The organism is Candidatus Phytoplasma solani, from assembly GCF_041729705.1.
GTDB lineage: Bacteria > Bacillota_I > Bacilli_A > Acholeplasmatales > Acholeplasmataceae > Phytoplasma > Phytoplasma solani.
Genome location: NZ_CP103788.1, coordinates 562,859 through 582,039, shown reverse-complemented (window position 1 = coordinate 582,039; position 19,181 = coordinate 562,859). Strand labels below are relative to the sequence as shown.

16 protein-coding genes, 3 tRNA genes and 1 other RNA gene are annotated in these 19,181 nt (G+C 26.8%); 6 read left to right on the top strand and 14 right to left on the bottom strand.

The annotated features are described in order from the left end of the window. From psc1_RS02835 to psc1_RS02820, 4 genes are all read right to left on the bottom strand, one after another. Positions 1-606, bottom strand: a complete 606-nt coding sequence (locus tag psc1_RS02835; RefSeq protein WP_023161547.1) for a thymidine kinase — start codon at positions 604-606, stop codon at positions 1-3. A gap of 47 nt (positions 607-653) precedes the next feature. After that, positions 654-878: a 50S ribosomal protein L31 gene (gene rpmE / locus psc1_RS02830; protein WP_023161548.1), complete on the bottom strand. Its 225-nt coding sequence runs from the start codon at positions 876-878 to the stop codon at positions 654-656. Between the two features lie 55 nt (positions 879-933). Beyond that, positions 934-1,122: a 50S ribosomal protein L28 gene (rpmB, locus tag psc1_RS02825; RefSeq protein ID WP_023161549.1), complete on the bottom strand. Its 189-nt coding sequence runs from the start codon at positions 1,120-1,122 to the stop codon at positions 934-936. Positions 1,123-1,253: 131 nt separating this feature from the next. Then, entirely contained in the window at positions 1,254-2,360 is a 1,107-nt protein-coding gene (locus psc1_RS02820; RefSeq protein ID WP_122225551.1) for a hypothetical protein, read from the bottom strand. A 1,023-nt stretch (positions 2,361-3,383) separates the two neighbouring features. Between psc1_RS02820 and psc1_RS02815 the strand changes: the two genes are divergently transcribed. Both psc1_RS02815 and psc1_RS02810 read left to right on the top strand, forming a co-directional pair. Then, positions 3,384-5,072: a DAK2 domain-containing protein gene (locus psc1_RS02815; protein ID WP_373375556.1), complete on the top strand. Its 1,689-nt coding sequence runs from the start codon at positions 3,384-3,386 to the stop codon at positions 5,070-5,072. Between the two features lie 31 nt (positions 5,073-5,103). Next, positions 5,104-5,189: transfer RNA gene (locus psc1_RS02810), tRNA-Leu, on the top strand. Between the two features lie 169 nt (positions 5,190-5,358). On the opposite strand, the gene psc1_RS02805 is transcribed toward psc1_RS02810, so the two are convergent. Both psc1_RS02805 and psc1_RS02800 read right to left on the bottom strand, forming a co-directional pair. Next, positions 5,359-5,433: transfer RNA gene (locus psc1_RS02805), tRNA-Gly, on the bottom strand. A 20-nt stretch (positions 5,434-5,453) separates the two neighbouring features. Further along, positions 5,454-5,527 (bottom strand) — tRNA-Thr (locus psc1_RS02800). Between the two features lie 213 nt (positions 5,528-5,740). On the opposite strand from psc1_RS02800, the gene psc1_RS02795 reads away from it, so the two are divergent. Continuing rightward, positions 5,741-5,965 carry a cold-shock protein gene (locus tag psc1_RS02795; protein ID WP_023161199.1) on the top strand — a complete coding sequence of 75 codons (225 nt, stop codon included), beginning with the start codon at positions 5,741-5,743 and terminating at the stop codon, positions 5,963-5,965. A gap of 61 nt (positions 5,966-6,026) precedes the next feature. After that, positions 6,027-6,450, top strand: a transfer-messenger RNA (tmRNA) gene (gene ssrA / locus psc1_RS02790). 53 nt (positions 6,451-6,503) lie between these two features. Here the strand turns inward: ssrA and psc1_RS02785 are convergent. From psc1_RS02785 to psc1_RS02755, 7 genes are all read right to left on the bottom strand, one after another. Further along, positions 6,504-7,316: a DnaA ATPase domain-containing protein gene (locus psc1_RS02785; RefSeq protein ID WP_122225553.1), complete on the bottom strand. Its 813-nt coding sequence runs from the start codon at positions 7,314-7,316 to the stop codon at positions 6,504-6,506. A 91-nt stretch (positions 7,317-7,407) separates the two neighbouring features. After that, positions 7,408-8,583, bottom strand: a complete 1,176-nt coding sequence (locus psc1_RS02780; protein WP_023161379.1) for a DnaD domain protein — start codon at positions 8,581-8,583, stop codon at positions 7,408-7,410. Between the two features lie 46 nt (positions 8,584-8,629). Further along, positions 8,630-9,448 carry a DNA-formamidopyrimidine glycosylase gene (mutM, locus tag psc1_RS02775; RefSeq protein WP_023161378.1) on the bottom strand — a complete coding sequence of 273 codons (819 nt, stop codon included), beginning with the start codon at positions 9,446-9,448 and terminating at the stop codon, positions 8,630-8,632. Between the two features lie 70 nt (positions 9,449-9,518). Further along, entirely contained in the window at positions 9,519-11,795 is a 2,277-nt protein-coding gene (locus psc1_RS02770) for a 5'-3' exonuclease H3TH domain-containing protein (protein ID WP_373375555.1), read from the bottom strand. A gap of 135 nt (positions 11,796-11,930) precedes the next feature. Further along, a complete protein-coding gene (ffh, locus tag psc1_RS02765) occupies positions 11,931-13,292 on the bottom strand; it encodes a signal recognition particle protein (protein ID WP_023161376.1) in 1,362 nt (453 codons plus the stop codon). 66 nt (positions 13,293-13,358) lie between these two features. Continuing rightward, positions 13,359-14,387 carry a signal recognition particle-docking protein FtsY gene (ftsY, locus tag psc1_RS02760; RefSeq protein ID WP_023161375.1) on the bottom strand — a complete coding sequence of 343 codons (1,029 nt, stop codon included), beginning with the start codon at positions 14,385-14,387 and terminating at the stop codon, positions 13,359-13,361. 600 nt (positions 14,388-14,987) lie between these two features. Continuing rightward, positions 14,988-15,608: an ABC transporter ATP-binding protein gene (locus psc1_RS02755; RefSeq protein WP_373375554.1), complete on the bottom strand. Its 621-nt coding sequence runs from the start codon at positions 15,606-15,608 to the stop codon at positions 14,988-14,990. A 175-nt stretch (positions 15,609-15,783) separates the two neighbouring features. Here psc1_RS02755 and psc1_RS02750 point away from each other — a divergent pair, with 175 nt between their 5' ends. Then, complete coding sequence (locus psc1_RS02750; protein ID WP_373375553.1) at positions 15,784-15,915, top strand: hypothetical protein; 132 nt, start codon at positions 15,784-15,786, stop codon at positions 15,913-15,915. A gap of 1,165 nt (positions 15,916-17,080) precedes the next feature. Here the strand turns inward: psc1_RS02750 and psc1_RS02745 are convergent. Continuing rightward, positions 17,081-17,608, bottom strand: coding sequence for a hypothetical protein (locus psc1_RS02745; protein WP_023161616.1), 528 nt, complete (start codon positions 17,606-17,608; stop codon positions 17,081-17,083). A gap of 644 nt (positions 17,609-18,252) precedes the next feature. Between psc1_RS02745 and psc1_RS02740 the strand changes: the two genes are divergently transcribed. Next, entirely contained in the window at positions 18,253-18,483 is a 231-nt protein-coding gene (locus psc1_RS02740; RefSeq protein WP_208936815.1) for a hypothetical protein, read from the top strand. Positions 18,484-19,181 lie beyond the last annotated feature (698 nt).

The window sequence follows — 19,181 nt, the reverse complement described above, 5'->3', positions numbered from 1 at the left end:
TTAATTCTTAAATTCAATAATGGTTTTGTCAACATCTAATAATTCATGATGTTGTCGACTTCTTGGTTCGTGATTTTCTTTAGAACCTACTAAAATAATTGGATCGCTTTTTTTAGCTGGTTTTCCATTGATTAATCTTTGAGTTTTGGTTGCAGGTTTTCCGCTGACAGCACAAATAGCTGTTAATTTAGTAACAATGTCAGCTAACGCTAGTAAATAAGGCATCGGACCAAAAGGTTTTCTTTTAAAATCAAGATCCAAACCCGATAAGATAACTTGAATATTACGATTTGCCAAATAATCAACAATTGCAACAATATCATGATCTAAAAATTGAGCTTCATCGATGATAATTAAATCGGTTTTATCGGTTACAAAAGCAAGGATATCGCGACTTTTATCAATTAAAATAGCCGGAATGGTGTTGCGATTGTGAGAAACTATTTCTTCTTTGGAAGAATAACGATTATCGATGCGAGGCTTAAAAGATAAGATATTTTTATTGAGTTTCTCGGCTTGTTGACTACGTTTTATTAATGCCTCTGTTTTTCCTGCAAACATAGGGCCACAAATAACTTCAATAAAACCTTGTTCTTCTTTGGACATTATTTTTAAAAACTCCTCTATAAACCTGATTTTTATTTATTAATTATTTATTTTTTGCTGTTGTTTTTGTTTGATATTCCATAACGTTTGTTGAATTTATCAATTGGACCAGCAGCAACTACAAAAGTTTGTGCTCCGGTGTAAAAAGGATGACAATTAGAACAAGTTTCTATTTTAATGCCAGCAACTGTTGTCCCGATTTGATGTTTTTTATCGCAAGTTGCACAAGAAATTTCAATTGTTTGAAATTTAGGATGAATTTTAGTTTTCATATTTTGAGAAAAACTCCTTTGTTATTTTTTAAAAAATGAGTTAATTTTGGCAACTTTACGCTCTTTGCAATTTAAGTTTTTTTAAAGCTCTAGCAGAAATTTTGACTTTTTGTGTTTTGCCATTTTCGTCGATAATTCTGACATTTTGCAAATTGCTTTTCCAAGTTCTTCTAGTAGCATTCATAGCGTGACTACGACGATTACCAAAAAGAGTTGTTTTGCCAGTAATATAACATTTGCTCATATGCTATTCTCCTTTATATATATTTACGTAATTTTTACATATATTTTTATTATATCATAATATATTAAAGAAAAGAAATTATTTTTTGTTTCAATTGTTGAAGGTCTTTTTATCAGCTAGAAATTTTATAGTTAATTACGAGGGGCAAATATGTTAACAAATTCTTTAATTTTTTGCAGATGAAAATTGTTTGTTAAATCTAGATGATTGATAAAATTTATTAATTTTTCTAAATCATAACTTAGCTCAAAATATGGTACTTTTTGGGTAGTATTCGGTCGACTGTCATCGATAATTGTTTTGGTGGTTAATTGACAGGTGATTTTTGGTTGATTAACATTTTTAAGTTCAATCATTATCCCTTGTGACTTGTTGATGTATTTTTTTGCTAATTCAACGTATTTTTCAGCCCATTCGGTCAGATTTGGACCTTTATCTTCATAATCTTTTGCCTCTATCGCGTACCAATTGGCATCAAAAATGTGTTGTTGCGCTAGGGCAATGTATTTTTGTGCTTTTTTGGTGTATCTTTGCGCCTTGGCTGTTAGGGGCATATAATAGTAAAACTCATCACTAATTAACTTTAACCAATCAAAACTAACTTCTAAATTTTTAGTTATCATCCGAATATAAGGAGTTTTTGTTTTAACGTTGCTATTTAAAATATTGCTTATTTTTTGATTTTCTATGCTATTCAAAAAACAAGTGCTTTGATTCCAAAAACCATTGTCTCCTTCTATATCGCGCGTCATTAAAGCGGGTGAATTGCTGGGTTGATTAGTTTGAATAATCTGATAATTTGCCTTAGATACATACCAGTTATGTTTTTTTTTAACTTGCCCGTTTTCATATTCAAAATTATTCATATTTTCTCGTCCGTTAGTCCATCTAGTCGGATAAATGCTTAATTCGTATTTGTTCATAATATCATAAAAATCTTGGCGTAAAAAATAATTAGTTCGTCCAGTGTGATCTTTACCTTGGGGCTGCATCCCTTCGAAAAGTCTATATTCTCTAATAATATCTCCTTGAGTGTTTGTATATTGGACATATGGCTCTAAGACTTTAACCCGAAAGTTTGGTTGACTGACTTCAATGAGTTTGGTTTGTTCGTTTGTTTTAGTAGCTTTTTTTGCTCTAAAATGAGGATAAACACAAAACCTAGTTAAAAATAACGATAAGGCAATAATTGTAATTGCAATAATTCGACTTTTTTTAGGTAAGTTTGTGAAATGCATAATTTTTTATCTTCTTTCTAATTGTAAAAAACATAAGTTTTTACATCTATATTATACTATTTTTTATCAGAAAAAATCTTGAAAGAAAAAAGACTATAATTAATAGAGTCTATAAGAGATAATGGCATAAAGGTTAGTTATTTGGGTAAATCATTTAAGTTGTAATTGGTTATTGTAGTTGTATTTTTGTTAACGTAATATTTTACAATTAATTGTTTAGTGATTTTATCTGTTTGGTATTTATTTTATTTGGTTAGAAACTTTTTTTTATTGACATTAAAGTTGTGTCGTTAGTTTGGTATTAAGTTTGTTTGGTTTGTTGTTTTTTAGAATTATAATCGTATTTTGTAAACTGACTTATCAGGCAAAAAGTTAATAACTCTTACAAGGTGCAAGTAGCTAGTAATTTATTGTAAAAATAGTAAATTACGCAGGAACTGTCTTAATAATGACGACTAACTAGGAGCAATACCTAAAACTAGGTCAATACCTGATAAAGGTCAATTAAATTACAGAAAGCTGTGTGCTTAGAAACTTGTTTGCTACGTGCAAACAGAGACCAGATTGTAGTATGACTAAAAAATTGGTGAAGCACAATTTATCTATCTTTATTTTAGACCTATATTTCATTATACCGTATGCCGTTTTTTTGCAAAAAATAGTTCCAAAATTGATAATTGCAAGTAAAATACTGATATTATTTATCACAGTTTTGTTATAAAATAAAAATTCTAATTACATTATCTTTTTCATTTATTTTAATTTGAAAAAATTTTTTCATCCTTTTTGATAAAAATATTGCTCTTTTGTTATAACTACAAAAAATTAAAATATGTTATAATTAAAAGAGGTTCTTATTATTTTTATTTTCCTTATTTTTTGTTAAAAACCACCATTTTATTATTAAATTAATTTAATATCTAAAACATTATATCAACTTTATTTGACATCATTTTCTATCAAATAAATTTAATCTAAACATTTAATTCAAATATTTTACAATTTGAAAGAAAGGTCGAAAATATGCACAAAAACGAAATTATTGCTAACATTGACGGTATACTTTTTAAAAATATGATTATCAATGGAGCTATCAATTTACAAAATAATTATCACAAAATCGATAATTTAAATGTTTTTCCAGTTCCTGACAGAGATACAGGCACTAACATGAAAATTACTATGATGTCAGGAGTAGCATCCATTAAAGATTTACAAAGTAATTCAATCGTTGAAGTTTCACAAGTTTTATCTAAGGCTTTGCTGATGGGCGCCAAAGGTAATTCAGGAGTGATTTTATCTCAGTTTTTTGCAGGAATGGCAGATAATTTTATTAAATTACAAAAAAGTTCCATCAATCTTGAAGAGTTTATTCAATCTTTACAAAGTGGCTATCAAAAAGCTTATCGATCCATTATTAAACCAACAGAAGGAACTATTTTAACTGTTTTTCGTGAGTCAGTTAACAAAACTATTCAACAAAAAGATGAGTTTCGATCTGTTGTTGATGTGGTAGAAAGTTTTTTAACTAATGCCCAAGCTACATTAGCTCAAACTACTAATTTATTACCAGTTTTAAAAAAAGCTGGTGTCGTTGATAGTGGTGGAGCTGGTTTTGTAGAAATTTTAAAAGGGGTTTTATATTTTCTCAAAGAAGATCAAATGATCGAAATGCAAGATTTATCTTTGCAAACACAAGCCGCAGCTTATCATATTCATAATTTAGGGCAAGTTAATATTAAATATATTTATTGCACTGAATATGTTTTCAAATTGAAAAATATTCAAAATTTGGATTTAGACAAGTTAAAAAGCTATTTGTTAACCAAAGGTGATTCTTTAGTTTTGGCGCAAGATCAAGAAATTTTAAAAATACATATCCACACCAACAAACCTGGTGCTATTTTGGAAAAACTTTTAGAAAATGGCGATTTACAAGTTAGCAAAATTGATAACATGAAAGAACAACATCAAAAAATTATCAACGAAAATCAAGTTGCTGACGATAAAACTATAGTTTCTCAAGTTATGACGTCTAAAAAAAATCAATATTCTTTGATTGTGTTTGCTCAAGATGCTAAAATTAAGAAGTTATTAGTTGATTTTAAAATTGATCACATTATCAATCCATCTTATTTTGTTAAGGAAGAATTGCTGCAATTAATTGCTAAAATTGACGCTTTACACATCATTATTTTACCTAATAACTTAGAAATATTTAACGATTTGACTAAAAGCATAATCCCTGCCAACCCAGAGCAAAAAATTATTATTTTACCAACTAAAAATATCGCTCAAACATACAGCGCACTTTTATCTTTTGATCAATCATTAGATTGGAATCAAAATCAAGAAATTATTGAAAAAAATATCAAAAATATTCAAACAGGTGAAATTATTGCCACCAATCCATCTACTAAAAATCAAAGCCAAAATATTGCTATCGACATTACAAAACAAAGTTATTTATCGATTTGTGAAGGTAAAATAATAGCCACCAAACCAAACAAATATGAAGCCATTAGTGCTCTTTTGAAAAAAATGATTAAACCTTATCAAAGTTTTTTAACTATTTTTTATAATGCTTCTTTGGCAGATACTGACGAATTAGCTAAAATTGAACAATATTTAGAAAAAAACTACGATCATTTGGAATTAGAAATAATTGAAAATGCTCACGGAAGTGCCCCTTATATTGTATCTTTAGAATAAAAATGTTCTTATGGATCATTTTTATATTTTCGCGGATATGACGGAATGGTAGACGTGCATGCTTGAGGGGCATGTAAGAGTTTTCTTGTGTGAGTTCGAATCTCATTATCCGCACCAAAAATGAAATTTTAAAAATAAAAGCAATCTTTTGTAATTTTAAAAGACTGCTTTTATATATTATATTTTGAGAAAAATTATATGCATTTATAAAATATTTTAAGTGATTACAAAAACTAAAAAATAATAAAATTTTTTATAAATTCATATAATGTATTATTTTTCGATGTGGAGCGGGTGAGGGGAATCGAACCCCCGTCTCATGCTTGGCAAGCACGTATAATAACCACTATACGACACCCACAACCTTAGAATTTACCAATTTGGTGCCCTTAACAAGAATTGAACTTGTATTTTAGCATTACCATTGCTATGTTCTGCCATTAAACTATAAGGGCTTAACATCTTTTATTATAACACGAATTTTATTATTATTCAAACTTTTGATAAAAAAATATTTTTTTAACGTAATTTTCCAACAAAAAGAAACAAAAAAACAAAAAAAGTGAAAAAAACAAGCAAAAAAGATTGACTAAAAAAATAAATGAGTTATAATAGTTATTAGGTTATCAAACCGAAATATTTTAAAAAATAAGGAGTTATTAACAATTATGCAAGATAAAAAACAACAAGGAACATGTAGATGGTTTTCCCAAAATAAAGGATATGGTTTTATCGTTTCTTCTGCAGGAAAAGACATTTTTGTTCATTATAGTTCTATTCAAACTGAAGTTCTTGGCAGAAAAACATTAAATGAAAACGATAGAGTTGAATTCAGTGTTAAAGAAGGTGACCGCGGAGTTCAAGCAGTAGATGTTGTTGTAATTAATGAATAATACTAATCGACTAACAAAAAAAGGAAATATCCTTTTTTTGTTGCGCTAAACGCGTTAATATGGGGATGTTTTTGGATTTGCCAGGGTCATCAAAATTTATATGGCATATCTTGGTTACGCAAGTAAAAACGTCGAGGTTTATAATAACCGGAAAACATAACAAAACTAAAACAGCATCAACTCCACTTGTTCAAAGTTGGAGTCCAGCTTCATTCAGTACTTCTACATTTTCACAATTAGCTTTTGCTTAAAAAAAATAGCAAAACCCAAACTTAAATTAGCTTAAGATTTAAGCTAGGATAATAAAAGTAAGCTTGCTACAATAGTTTGTCTTTGGCTTTTGCTAGCAATTCAAACAAAGACTAATAATTTATTTTTTTGTTTATTTATAAATAAATTATAAAACCCTTAAAATAAACTAAATATGTAGAGCATATAAATGAAAATGGTCTTGTACATGGGTTCGAGTCCCATCATCTCCACCAAAAAAACTAGCGATTATTTTTCCCAAAAAGAATTTTTTAATTAAAAAGCATCATTAAGAAGTTTCTTTTTTGGAAAAATCATAAAATTGAGTTAATTCATTGATTTTGTCGATAATTTTATGAACTCTAATATAATTGTTGTCGTTAATGCTACCCATTAAATGTTTGTCTAATTGTAAAAAATTATAATTACTACTAATAAAAAAAGGTAACTTTTTTTCTGCTCGATAATATAAAAGAGGCAATAAGATTTCATCACGAAACCAAGGAGACATATTTTCAGCTCCAAAATCATCTAAAAACAAACAATTGACTGTTTTTAATTGTTCAAACCTTGTTTCTAACGAGTTATTGTACATAAAACTTTTAAATTTACGGATTAAGTTGGGCATAAACAAAAACATTACAGAAATTTGTTGTTTTAATAATTGTTGGGCCAAAGTTTTTAAAAAGAAAGTTTTACCTGTCTTAAAAGAACCATAAAGGTAAAAGCCTTTATCTATTTTCCCATTCTTTTTAGTTATTTTTTGCATTTCTTTGAATACTTTTTGTTTATTTTTGTTATCAATTATTAATTTATCGAAAGAATAATTTTGCAAATCTAATTCACTATCAAATAAAGCGTTTGTTTTTTGAAAATCTTCTTGAAATTGTATTTTGGTAGATTTTTCAGTGGGAACCCAGACAACCCTCATAAAAGGGTCTGTTTTTAACTCTTGGCGATAACCGTCTTGGCTTTCCTTTGATTTATTTTTATAATAATAGTAGTAAGTCAATAAATCATCGTCAGCAATTTTTAAATTTTTTGTTTCTGGATTTTGGGTAAGTATTTTTCTGATTTGTGTTTTAATGTCTGGCAAATTCATTTTTATCTCCTTTTGCAAAAATAAGATGTTTTTGTTTTATTTTTTATTTTCTTTGCTAAAACTTTAAAAATTAAATTTTATAAAAGGCAGTTTATGATTGCCATTTTTTTTTAACTTCATCTATCCAAGTAGGCTTATTTTGGCTTGCCTTAGGATTATTAATTTTGGCTTGTTGTGTTTTATCTTCTATCAAAAAATCATAAGCTGTTTCTGTATCAACAATCCCTTTTTGTGCCCACGATTTTAAGGTTTTTTCCAAATAAATTACATTTAAAGGCAACACGCCATCGCGATATCTTAAAATATAAATCAATAATGCGTTGACTAAACCTATTTCGAAATCATTTCTTTCTAATAATTGGAAAACAATATCACTTGCCATTGTTTGGATGTTTTTTTGACAATAATCTTGAATAATTCTTTGCGTGGAGTTGCTTTGTTTTAAGTAAGCAATTGTTGCTTCTTCATCGTCTTGTAATTTTTTAGAGGCAATAATTTGCTGATTAATATTGTTTTTATGATGATATTTTTTAACATTTAAACGCAATTTTGATAAATCAATATCATTTGGATTAGGAAAGCTTTTTTGATAAATTTCTGCTATTTGTTCAGGTTTTAAATCATAAACTAAACTTACTTTTTGGATAAAATCGATTGTTTTTTGTTCTATCAAAGAAGGTTTTTTAAAACGGTCTGGTAAATGGGTTAAAAACAGTTCATAATCAAAATTAGTCTTAGAAAAACTTTTTCCTAAATTACTAATAGATTTTTTTTGGTTAAATTCTTTATTGAAGTTAATTTTTTGGAATTGGTAGATATCATCGAATTTTTTGCTAACATCTTTTAGTTCTTTTAAGTTGATATTTGTTTGCAAAAAATGACTTTGTAAGTGAAAATAATGTTTTTCTCCGATTTCGCTTAACAAAAAATCACTTAAAAGAGGATCTTGTAAAAAATCATTACCCTTAAAAGGAGCAATCAAAAAATAAATTTTTTTCTTTTGGTTAACGTTTTGGTAAGTAGCTAATAAATTAAGAGCTTCTAATTTTTCTTTATTTTCGATAAAAATATTTGTAGTAACGCCAGCAAGATCTAATAAAAATCGATGTTCATATTCAAAATCATGTTTTAAAGACAAAAAAATATAATAAAACCCTAAAGCTTGGGCCCCAATTAATGGTTGATAAAGTAAATTGAGTGTTTTATGGTCTTCTAACGACAAAGAAATTTGGTTTTCTATTTTAAACAAAGTAAAGCAATCGGACATAATTTAATCTCCTTTTGAAATATCTTAATAAATGTCTATTTGATGTTTATTGCGTATGTTTTTGACACAAAGGACAAAAATAAGTGCCTCTTCCACCAACTTTAATTTTAATAATTTTAGTTTTACAATTAAAGCAAGGATAATTTTGTTTGCTGTGCACTAAAAGACTATTTTGAAAAGTTCCTTGAATTCCTTGTTGCGACTCATAAGTACTTATGGTTGTTCCTCCCAATTGGATAGCTGTTTTTAAGACTTTTTTAGAAATAGTCAAAATTGTTTGCGCTTGTTGAATGTTTAAAGTGCAAGCTTTAGTTTCGGGATGTAATTTAGCTAAAAATAACACTTCGTTAACATAAATATTGCCTAATCCTGAAATGATGTTTTGATTTAATAAAACCGTTTTTAAGGCAGTTTTGGTTTTTATTATTTTGCGATAAAAAGTCATCAAATCAATTTCAAAAGGGTCTAAAGCTAGTTTATAAAGATTTGTTTTGGTTAAAAAATCTTTTTGGTGATGCACTTCAAATCTACCAAATTTGCGAAAATCATAATATCTTAAAGAAGTATTATCATTGAAGAATAAAACAAAATGTTCATGTTTTTCGTGCTTTTTTTGGCGTGGTTGGATAAATAATTTCCCTTCCATCCTCAAATGACCTATTAAAACTAAATTTTTAGTTAAAAAAAATAATAAAAATTTTCCCTTTCTTTGAATGTCTAAAATATTTTTACCTTCTATTTGTTTAAAGGCAACAATGTTTTTGATAATAGGTTTATAAAAAATTTTAGTGTTGATAATTTGTTTATTTATGAGTTGTTTTTTCAAAACGTTAACAATAATCTGGACTTCAGGCAATTCTGGCATAATTTTTTACTCCTTGTCTGGCGTTAAGTTCGCTAAGAAAGTGATTTTTTGTCTTTTTATTAAATTTATTTTATATACTTAATTGATTTATCTTGATACTTAAAAAAGGATTACAATGTTGAGACACTAAATCTATCTTTTTGTTTAGGTTGTGATTTAAAAAAAGATCTGTCAAGTTTTTGTCTTTATAGTTTTGTTTCAAATTACGAAATAATTGTAAAATAGCTATTTTTTGAAGATCTAAAATATTTTCTTGCAAAAAAAACCACAAGATAAACAAATGATTATTTTTATTTTCTGCTATTTGTGTCAAATCAACAAACACTTTTCTTTTTAATAAAGTTTCTAAATGTTGATTTTGTTTGAATTCAGTTAACAACTTATTTGTATAATCTAGTATTTCGCTATTAATTGTAAAATATTGATCGATTAATGTTTTAGCAGAAACAAAATCAATATTTAATTCTTGAGCAATTTGAGAAATAATATTTTGATGAGGATCAATTGTTTTTTGGTCTATATCAATTTTATCTTTTTCATTTTTTTGAACCACTTTTACCTTAAAAAAAGTTAATTTTTCTTGGTCTTGAGTATTTTGATTGCCAAATTTAAAAAAATCTTTAATTGGATGGATATTTCCTAAAGTGGCTAATGTTTTTAATGTTATTATAGGAAAAGCTGTTAAGTGTGAATTATTATTGTTTGTTAAAAATTTTGTCAAAGTGGGATCTAAAAGATAATGTTTTTGACTAAGTAAAATATCTTTAGGTGTGAAGTGTGTTGTTTTTTCTTTGTAGCTTTCTAAAGATATTTCATATTCTAATTGAGCCAAAACTGAGGCTAAAGGCAATTCTATTTCTTGGAACAAAAATAACTGTTTTTGTAATTTTAGCTGGTTTATAATATTTTTTTTAGTTTGGCTTAGTAAAAAAGCTTTCAAAGACAAACTTTTTTCTAAATTGTCAATTTGTTCCAAAAGATTTGTTAATTGGCTATTGTTTAAAAGATCTATTTTGTTAAGAATGTGAATAAATTCAAGACTTTCTAAAGGGAAAAGAAGGTAAGAGGCTGATAAAAGATCAAAATTGATTCCAGCAATTGCTTTTCCTTGTTGTTTTAAAAAAAGCTGTGTTTTTTGGGAGTTAAAAACATTTTTTTGATAAAGAGGGTCTTTGAGATAATTTTCAAAAAGTTTATTATTTAAAGCTATGTTAGTTTCTATAAAAAAATTATCATTTTGGTTTCGTCCAGCAAATCCAATCCCAATCAAAGAACTTCTTGTTTTAATATAAGTATTATTATTTTCAAATTCAAAATAAAAAGTCCAAATTTGATCGTGTTTGATTTGTTTTATAATTTTATTTAAATCATCATTTGTTTTAATGGTTTGATAAACAAAGTTGTTTTTAGTTTGTTGTTTGTACTCGTTTGTTTTGTTGTTTTGGACAACTTTTGACCCTTGAACTTCTTTTTCGAAATAAGCATGTTTAGTAATTTTAAGTCTTCTAAAATCCATTTCTTCATAAAAAGCTTTAATTTTTTGATAAGAACATGCTTGCATTTGGGTTTGATTAAATTCAAATGGCAAAGGGACTTCAACTTCGATTGTTGTCAATATTTTACTTAACTTCAAGTCTTTTTCCGAATTTTTAATTTGCTCTTTTAAACGTGGTTTTATTTGGTCTAAGCAAATAAGTAAATTATTTAGATTATCGTAAGTTTGTAGCAATTTTTGAGCCGTTTTTGGTCCAATTCCTACCACCCCTTTGATGTTATCGGAAGGATCGCCGATTAAAGCTTTATAATCGATCATTTGATATTCTTTTAACCCGTATTCTTCTAATAAAGTTTGTGGATCAAAACATTTAATTTCTTTCAAGCCTTTTTTGATGAGACAAACCGTGATATTTGCATCTACTAATTGCAATAAATCTTGATCACTTGAATAAATAAACACTTTTTTATTTTTTTTGCTAGCTTTCTTAGCCAAAGTGCCGATAATATCATCTGCTTCATATTCTGGTTGATAATGATGTTTTACCCCGATTAAAGTTAAGTATTGCTTAATCAAAGGGATTTGACTGATTAATTCAGAAGGAGTAATGGGTCTTCCTTTTTTGTAATCATCGTATATTTGATGTCTTTTAGTTAGATGATGCGTATCAAAAGCAACTAAGATGTACTCTTTGGTTTGTTGCAAAATATGTTCAAACATTTTAATAAAAGCCAGCAAAGCATTAGTATAAACACCTTTTTTATTTTGTAAAAGTGGTTTTTCTTTATTTGCTGTTGCGTGATAAGCCCTAAATAGCAGTGAATTTCCATCAACTAAAACTAGATGTTTCATTTTTTTCTCCTAGTTTATTTAAATTCTTAAAAATTTTAATATTTGTCAAAATGAAATTTTAATATTAAAAAAAGAAAGTTACAAAAACTTTCTTCGAATATGTTTGTTTTATTGTCTTTGATGAATTTTGTTTTTTTATTTTAGATTATTAAAAAAAGACAAAGGATCATCTTGTAATTTGGAAAGATCTTGGTCATCAAAATTTTTCATTTGTTTAGCTAGTTTTTTTTGTTGTTCTAAAAGATTCATTAATTGACTGACATCGCTTAATTTATTCCCAGAACCTGCAGCAATCCGACTTCTTCTTCTGCTACTCGAAGCAATTAGTTGCGGATTTTTTCTTTCTTTTTCAGTCATACTCTGGATTAAAACTTCAAATTTTTTTAAACTATCGTTGTTTATACTAGCATTGAGGGTTTTTATTTTATTACCCAAACCAGGAATAAAACTTAATATTTTACTAAAAGATCCCATTTTTTTTAAGGTTTTTAATTGTTTTTGAAAATCATAATAGTTATAATTATTGTCGAAAAATCTATCTATCATTTTTTTGCCTTGATCAGGGTTAATATTCTGAGTCACTGTTTCGATCAAAGTTAAAACATCGCCCATTCCCAAAAGTCGTGATGCCATTCTATCGGGGTTAAATGGTTCTAAGGAATCAATTGTTTCTGAGGAGGAAATAAATTTTAAAGGTAGTTTTGTCATAACTCTAACAGACAACGAAGCCCCTCCTTTAGTATCGGCATCCATTTTAGTTAAAATGATACCAGTAGCACCTAGTTGCTCATGAAAAGACTTAGCATTTTGAGCTGATTGTTGACCTGTAAGGGCGTCGATGACTAATAAAACTTCAGAAGGGTTGCATTGGGATTTGATGTTTTGTAACTCTTGCATCATGTTTTGATCTATTGTTAATCGACCGGCAGTATCGATGATGACAGCATCATATCCTTTTGCTTTCGCATAATTTATCCCTTCATCAATGATATTGTTGACTGGAATATCTTTTTTTGAAAAAACATCAATGTTAATTTGCTTCCCTATGGTTTTTAATTGTTCGATTGCTCCTGGTCGGTAAATATCGCAGGCAATTAACAATACTTTTTTATTGTTTTTTTTTCTTAACCAAAGGGCTAATTTCCCTGCGGTAGTAGTTTTTCCGCTACCTTGTAAACCTATTAGCATCATAGTTGTTATTTGAGGTTCAGGGTTTAATATTAAATCAGCTCGGGTAGAACCTAAAAGTTGTGTTAAAGTTTCGTTAATTATTTTAATGATGTGTTCTTTTGGGGTTAGACCTTTTAATACTTCTTGTTTTGAGGCTCTTTGTTCAATTAGATCATGAAATTTATCTATTACCTTGATATTAACATCAGCTTCGATCAAAGATAGGCGAATATCTTGCATGATATTTGTAATATCGTTAGCTTCAATAATGGTTTTTCCTTTGATTTTATTGATGATTTTTTGTAAACCTTCTCCTAATATGCTCATTTTGATATTTTACTCCTTTTTTTCTTTGCTTTAATGTTATTAATGTGTTAAAATCACTTTTTTAATTTATTGTAAAACGTGCGCAGGGAAAAAATTTTTAAATAAATGAAAAAGGTAGTTTTTGATATCAAATTCCACCAGGTCTTCTACTTTTTCCCCTAAGCCAATATATTTAGTCTGTAATTGATATAAATGCTTAATTGAAAAGACAATCCCACCTTTAGAAGTTCCGTCAAGTTTGGTTAAAATAACCCCAGTTAAACTAACTGCTTCGTTAAATATTTTGACTTGATTGAGGGCATTTTGTCCTGTGTTGGCATCTAAAACTAAAAAAGATTGCAAATTCGCTAAAGGCAAGTGTTTTAAAATAACTCTTTTGATTTTGGCTAATTCTTGCATGAGGTTAGTTTTGTTTTGCAACCTTCCTGCAGTATCGCACAACACAATATCATAATTATTTTTTTTGGCTAATTGCAACCCTTCAAAAATAACACTTGATGGGCTGTTTGAACCCATTTTATAAAAAACTTCAATTTCGGTATGATTGCCCCAAATTTTTAATTGTTCAATTGCTCCTGCACGAAAAGTGTCGCCTGCAATCAAAAGAACTTTTTTGCCTTCTTGTTTTAATTTAGCAGCCATTTTGGCAATAGTAGTTGTTTTTCCAACTCCATTAACCCCCACAAATAAATACATTTTAGGATTTTTTTCGTTTTTGGGTTCTTGATATAACTTGTTTTTATTTGTTATCTCATCATTTTGGTTTTGAGATTCGTCTAAGTGTTTTTTTGTTTCTTTTTGATACAAGTCAAACATCTTTTCTATAATAATGGCTGGTAAAAGTTGTGCTTCTTTGATGTTTTTTTCATTAAGATGAATTTTGATGGCTTGCATTAAAAAAAGAGTCGTTTTAATACCGAAATCACTTTCGATTAGTAGGTTTTCTAAAGACGACAATAAAGATTGATGAATATCTTTGGATTCTTTTAAAAGAGTTTCAAAGTTGGCAAAATGATCTTTTGTTTTTTGCAAACCTAATTGATATTTATCGTTATTTTTGTTCTGAAAAAATTTCTTTTTAAACCATTGAAACATTTTAAAACTCCATCTTATAAGAATAATATACAAAAGTTAATTAAAAAATCTTACTTAATTATTATATAATAAAAAGTACTTCTTTTAAGGTTAATTTGTTATCTTATAAAATTTTATTTTCCTAATTACTTAGTAAAATTAAATACTACCATATTTAATTTTTTTTAAGTATAATAAAATTAATCAATAATTTTTATCATCAATGTTGGTTAAAAATATTCGGAATTTTTAGTAATTTTGATAGACATCAAAGATTAAAGTTTTATTCAGACTCCCAAAAAAATGCTTTTTTTCAATATAGAAAACAATATCATTTGCTTACCTAAATTATTAAGCCTTTATAAAACCTATTTTCAAAGATTATATTTAACCTAACAAAAAAACCAACTCGTAAAAGCTGGTTTTTTTTCATATATTAGATTTTTAATTAATTTAGAGTTGAATCTTGCAATAGTTGCTTAGTGTAAGCGTGTTTAGTGTTTTTAAAAACTTCTTCTATGTTTCCTTGTTCAACTAAAAAACCACAATGCATCACAGCTAAACGGTCGCAAAAATATCTAACTATTGCTAAATCATGAGAAATAAAAATAATTGTTAATCCTAAATGTTTTTTAAATCATTTAAAAGATTGATTATTTGGGCTTGAATAGAGACATCTAAAGCAGAAACAGGTTCATCAGCAATAATAATTTTTGGTTTTACAATTAAAGCTCTTGCAATAACAATCCGTTGTTTTTGTCCTCCAGAAAATTCATGAGGAAAGCGGGATAAATCGCTTTCTTTTAAACCCACTAAATGAATTATTTCTTTTATTTTCGCATGTATTTCTTGTTTACTATATTTTTTTTGAACTATTAACCCTTCAGCAATTAAATCATAAACAATCATTTTAGGGTTTAAAGATGCATCACAGTTTTGAAAAATTATCTGCACTTCTTGGAATCTTGATTTATCTTTATTATTTGCAATATTTTTTTTATAACCTTGTTCAATTAAGTATTTTTTTGGATTATTAAAATAAAAAACTTGGCCTTTACTACTTTTAAGAATACCTGCTATAATTTTTCCTAAAGTGCTTTTACCACTTCCAGATTCGCCTACTAATCCAAAACTTTCTCCTTTACAAATTTGCAAAGAAATACCTTTTAATCCTTCAAATTTATTAGTAAATATTTTACCAATATCTTTTATTTCTAAAATTAAATCTCTTTTTTTAATCAAAATATTTTCCTTCTTTTCTAAGTTTTAAAATTAAACAGTGCCCTGTTCCAAAAGTTTAGACACTTTTTATTTTTTAAAAATTTTTTAAGACTAACTATTAAGTTAGTCTTTTTTTATTTTCAAGACTAAAATAATTTTCATATCTTTTCTAAAAACGTTTTTAGAAAGGATTCAAATGTTAAGACAAAATTTATTTAAAGAATTTTTAAAAAATCAAAAGAATTTAGAAATTCGTAATCAATTCTTTTTTTATAACACTTCAGGTTTCAAACAAAGTATCATGATATATGAGAAAATGGTAAATTAATAGATTTTGGTAACAAAAAATATGTTATTGAAAAAAACAACAAACTTTATTAGACGTCAAAGAGTCTTAAATATCGTGTTATTTAACTAATGCCAACTCCAATAAACTCTGAATGGATTTAGTCAGTCATTCATTTGAAAGAATACATGATTACAGCAAACCATAAAAACGGATTGAGACGAATTAGTAGTTAAGTTAAGAGGATTTTGCAACCAAATTATTCCATGGATAAACCTGAAATGTCCTAAGAAGAAAAGCTAGCAGATCAAACTACTGAAAGAACCCCGGTAAGTCTAGAGTTTAACAAGGTATTAACTAGTCCTTGGTTAGTTTATCAACTAAGCAAAACCTAGAATTACTAATTCAACGAGAAATCAAAATCCAAAAGATTTAAGGTAGATATTTAGAGTAACTTGAATAATCTTAAAAGCAGTTATTAAACTATTAAATTAGCAAAATACTATCGCTCAAGGTTCGGAATATTAGGGCTTTTAATAGGTGGTTTATTTATTTTATTAGGTGAATATGGAGAGAGTAAATTATGGAAAGCTTAGTGCTTGAAACTTGTTTGTGTAGTTTTTGGCAAGAATCGTTTCTCCTAAACAGTAGAAAGACAAGTTCTATTTTCAAAATACAATTACTTTATCTTCGTTATTATATAATGTATCATTGCACGGTTCTTCATAAAAATATGAAGAACCATTTTTTTGTAGTTATTAGTGATTCAGTGATTTTTTTATTTGTTATTTTTTGAAATTGCTTTTCTATGATTTGTTTTTTTGTTTTTTTTTAAGGTGTTATAAAAAATATTTAATTTTAGTCGCCTTTTGTTTTATCTTTTTTATTTCTTAATTTTAAAATCAATTGAAAAAATTAACATTTTTTAAAATACCTTATTAATTTTGTTAATGCTTTGAGGTCTTGCAACGTTAGTTTAAAATTAATAATTTTTATTATTATTAACTTTATTAATTATGATTCATATTTTATTGAAGATAATTTTTTTTAATTAATAAAAAAACTCTTATTTTAACCCAAACAATAAAATGAAAAATTTAAATTTATAAAGATTTATTTCAATAAACGTCAATATTTATTTGCGATAATGAATCAAATTATTTTAAATAACAACCGAGATTTATTCGTAATTTTTTGATTTTAATAACTACTTTAAACATTGATTTGAAAAAAATGAAATGATAGATGCCATATTTAATTTGTTAGGTTTCATTAATCCTTTTTTATTTAATTGAATAAAATGATTTTTATACCAAATCATTAGTTTTTGATAAATTGTAAAATTGAAATTATTTTTGATTTTATTGGAATTAATTTTTTGAAAGGCTATTTGATACCAAGATAAATTATTTTCATAAGGCAGAAATTGTTTGATTTCCCATTGAATACAACATTCTAAAATCAAAAAAAAATTTGTTTCTATTTCTTTATAAGCAATATTATGACTATAAAAAGAATGAAAAGTATTTACGTAATGACCCCTTTTATTCATTTCTAAAATCCATTTATTAAAAGATAAATTAAAATAATTTCTTCCCATATCTAAAAAAGGTTGCATCCCTTGATTTTTAATATTTTTATTTAAACAATAATCATACATTCCAAATTCTTTTCTTAAAGCACATAATGATAAATCAGGAGCATATTGATATAATTCGTATGGTAATATTCTCATTTGTATACTTTCTTTTTTATTTTTTTAATAAAAAAATTATCAAAATTATTTGATATTTTTGAACTAAAATTCTCTATTTTATTTTACAATAATAGTTGATATTTTTTATAAATTTTTATTAATAAAAAGTAATTTTATTCACTTTTAAAAAGAAAAAATAGGGCGCCAAAGTATTTTTAACCAGCAAATAGAGTCGTTGATAATACACTGTTATAAAAAAATTGTAAATAAATGCCACCGGACCAAAAAACAAAACTACAATTTATGTATTCGGACAGTTCAATTAACTTTGTAAAGAATTATTAATTTAAAATTTAATGCGCTTCAAAGACTAACCTTTAACAAAGTTAGTTTTTTTGGTTTGACATTTAAACTAAGGTTTATAAACATCTTCTTATTAACAAAAAAAATCACAAAATCATTAAATTAAAATCCAAACTCCCATAAGCAAGGACAGCTAAACTGGCAATCAAAATTCATTTTAAAAATACTCATAAAAAACCAACAAAAACATTTTAAATTCATTTTACCAGTCAAAAAAGTTGTTTTTTTGATATATATTATAAATATAGTAATCTTTTAGTTGAGGTAAATTACTATAAAATAAGGTTATCAAAAAATTAAAAAAGAGAAGTTTGCTAAAAATGAATTATCCAAACTCTAATTATCCGGATCGAAACCCAAATTACCCGAGCTATCTGCAACCACCTAAAAATTCCAAAACACCATTAATTATCATTGGTATAGTTATTGCTGTTATCATTTTTGTTGTTGTTATAACTTTAATACTTATCCAAAAAAAAACTAACGAGCAAAACCAATCAAAGACGCTCAGAAACACCAGACAGACAACCAAACACACCAATCTACAATAAATTTCTCTGGGCGCCAAAGAGGCCTAAATATCGAGCTATCTAACCAATAGCTAACGCCGATAAACACTGAATGGATATAGTCGGTCAGTTATTCGAAAGAATAACAAATTACAGCAACTCATAAAAGCGAATTGAGGGTCAGTTAGTAGTGAGAACCCAAGAAGAAATGCCATCAAATGTTCCATGGATAAGGCTGAAATGACCTAAGAAGACAAAGCAGATGTAATTCGTTAACCTAACGGGTAAAACTACTGAAAGAACTCCCGAATGTCCAGAGTCTAACAAGATATGAGTTTTGTCTTGGTTAGTTTATCTAATTAACAGAAAACCTGGAATTGATAAGCTCCACGAAAATAGAACCAGTTGAGAGCAACAATTTTATCGAAAAAAAATATGATTTTTTTCGAAAAACCAAATTGCTTATTAATTACTATTATTATATCATGAAAACAGTTTTTTAAACAACAAAACGAAAATAAAACAATAATATTTATTATTTTTTAAATTTTATATCAAATGACAAGTTTTATTTTATAATAGTATAATATATGTATATATATAATATAAGAAGAAATAAAACTCTTTAAAAGTTTTATTTCTTCTTATATATTTAACTCATATATATTATACTATTAAAATAATATACTTGTAACACTAAAATACAAATAAAATTATTTTTTTACGTAATTATGTAAGAA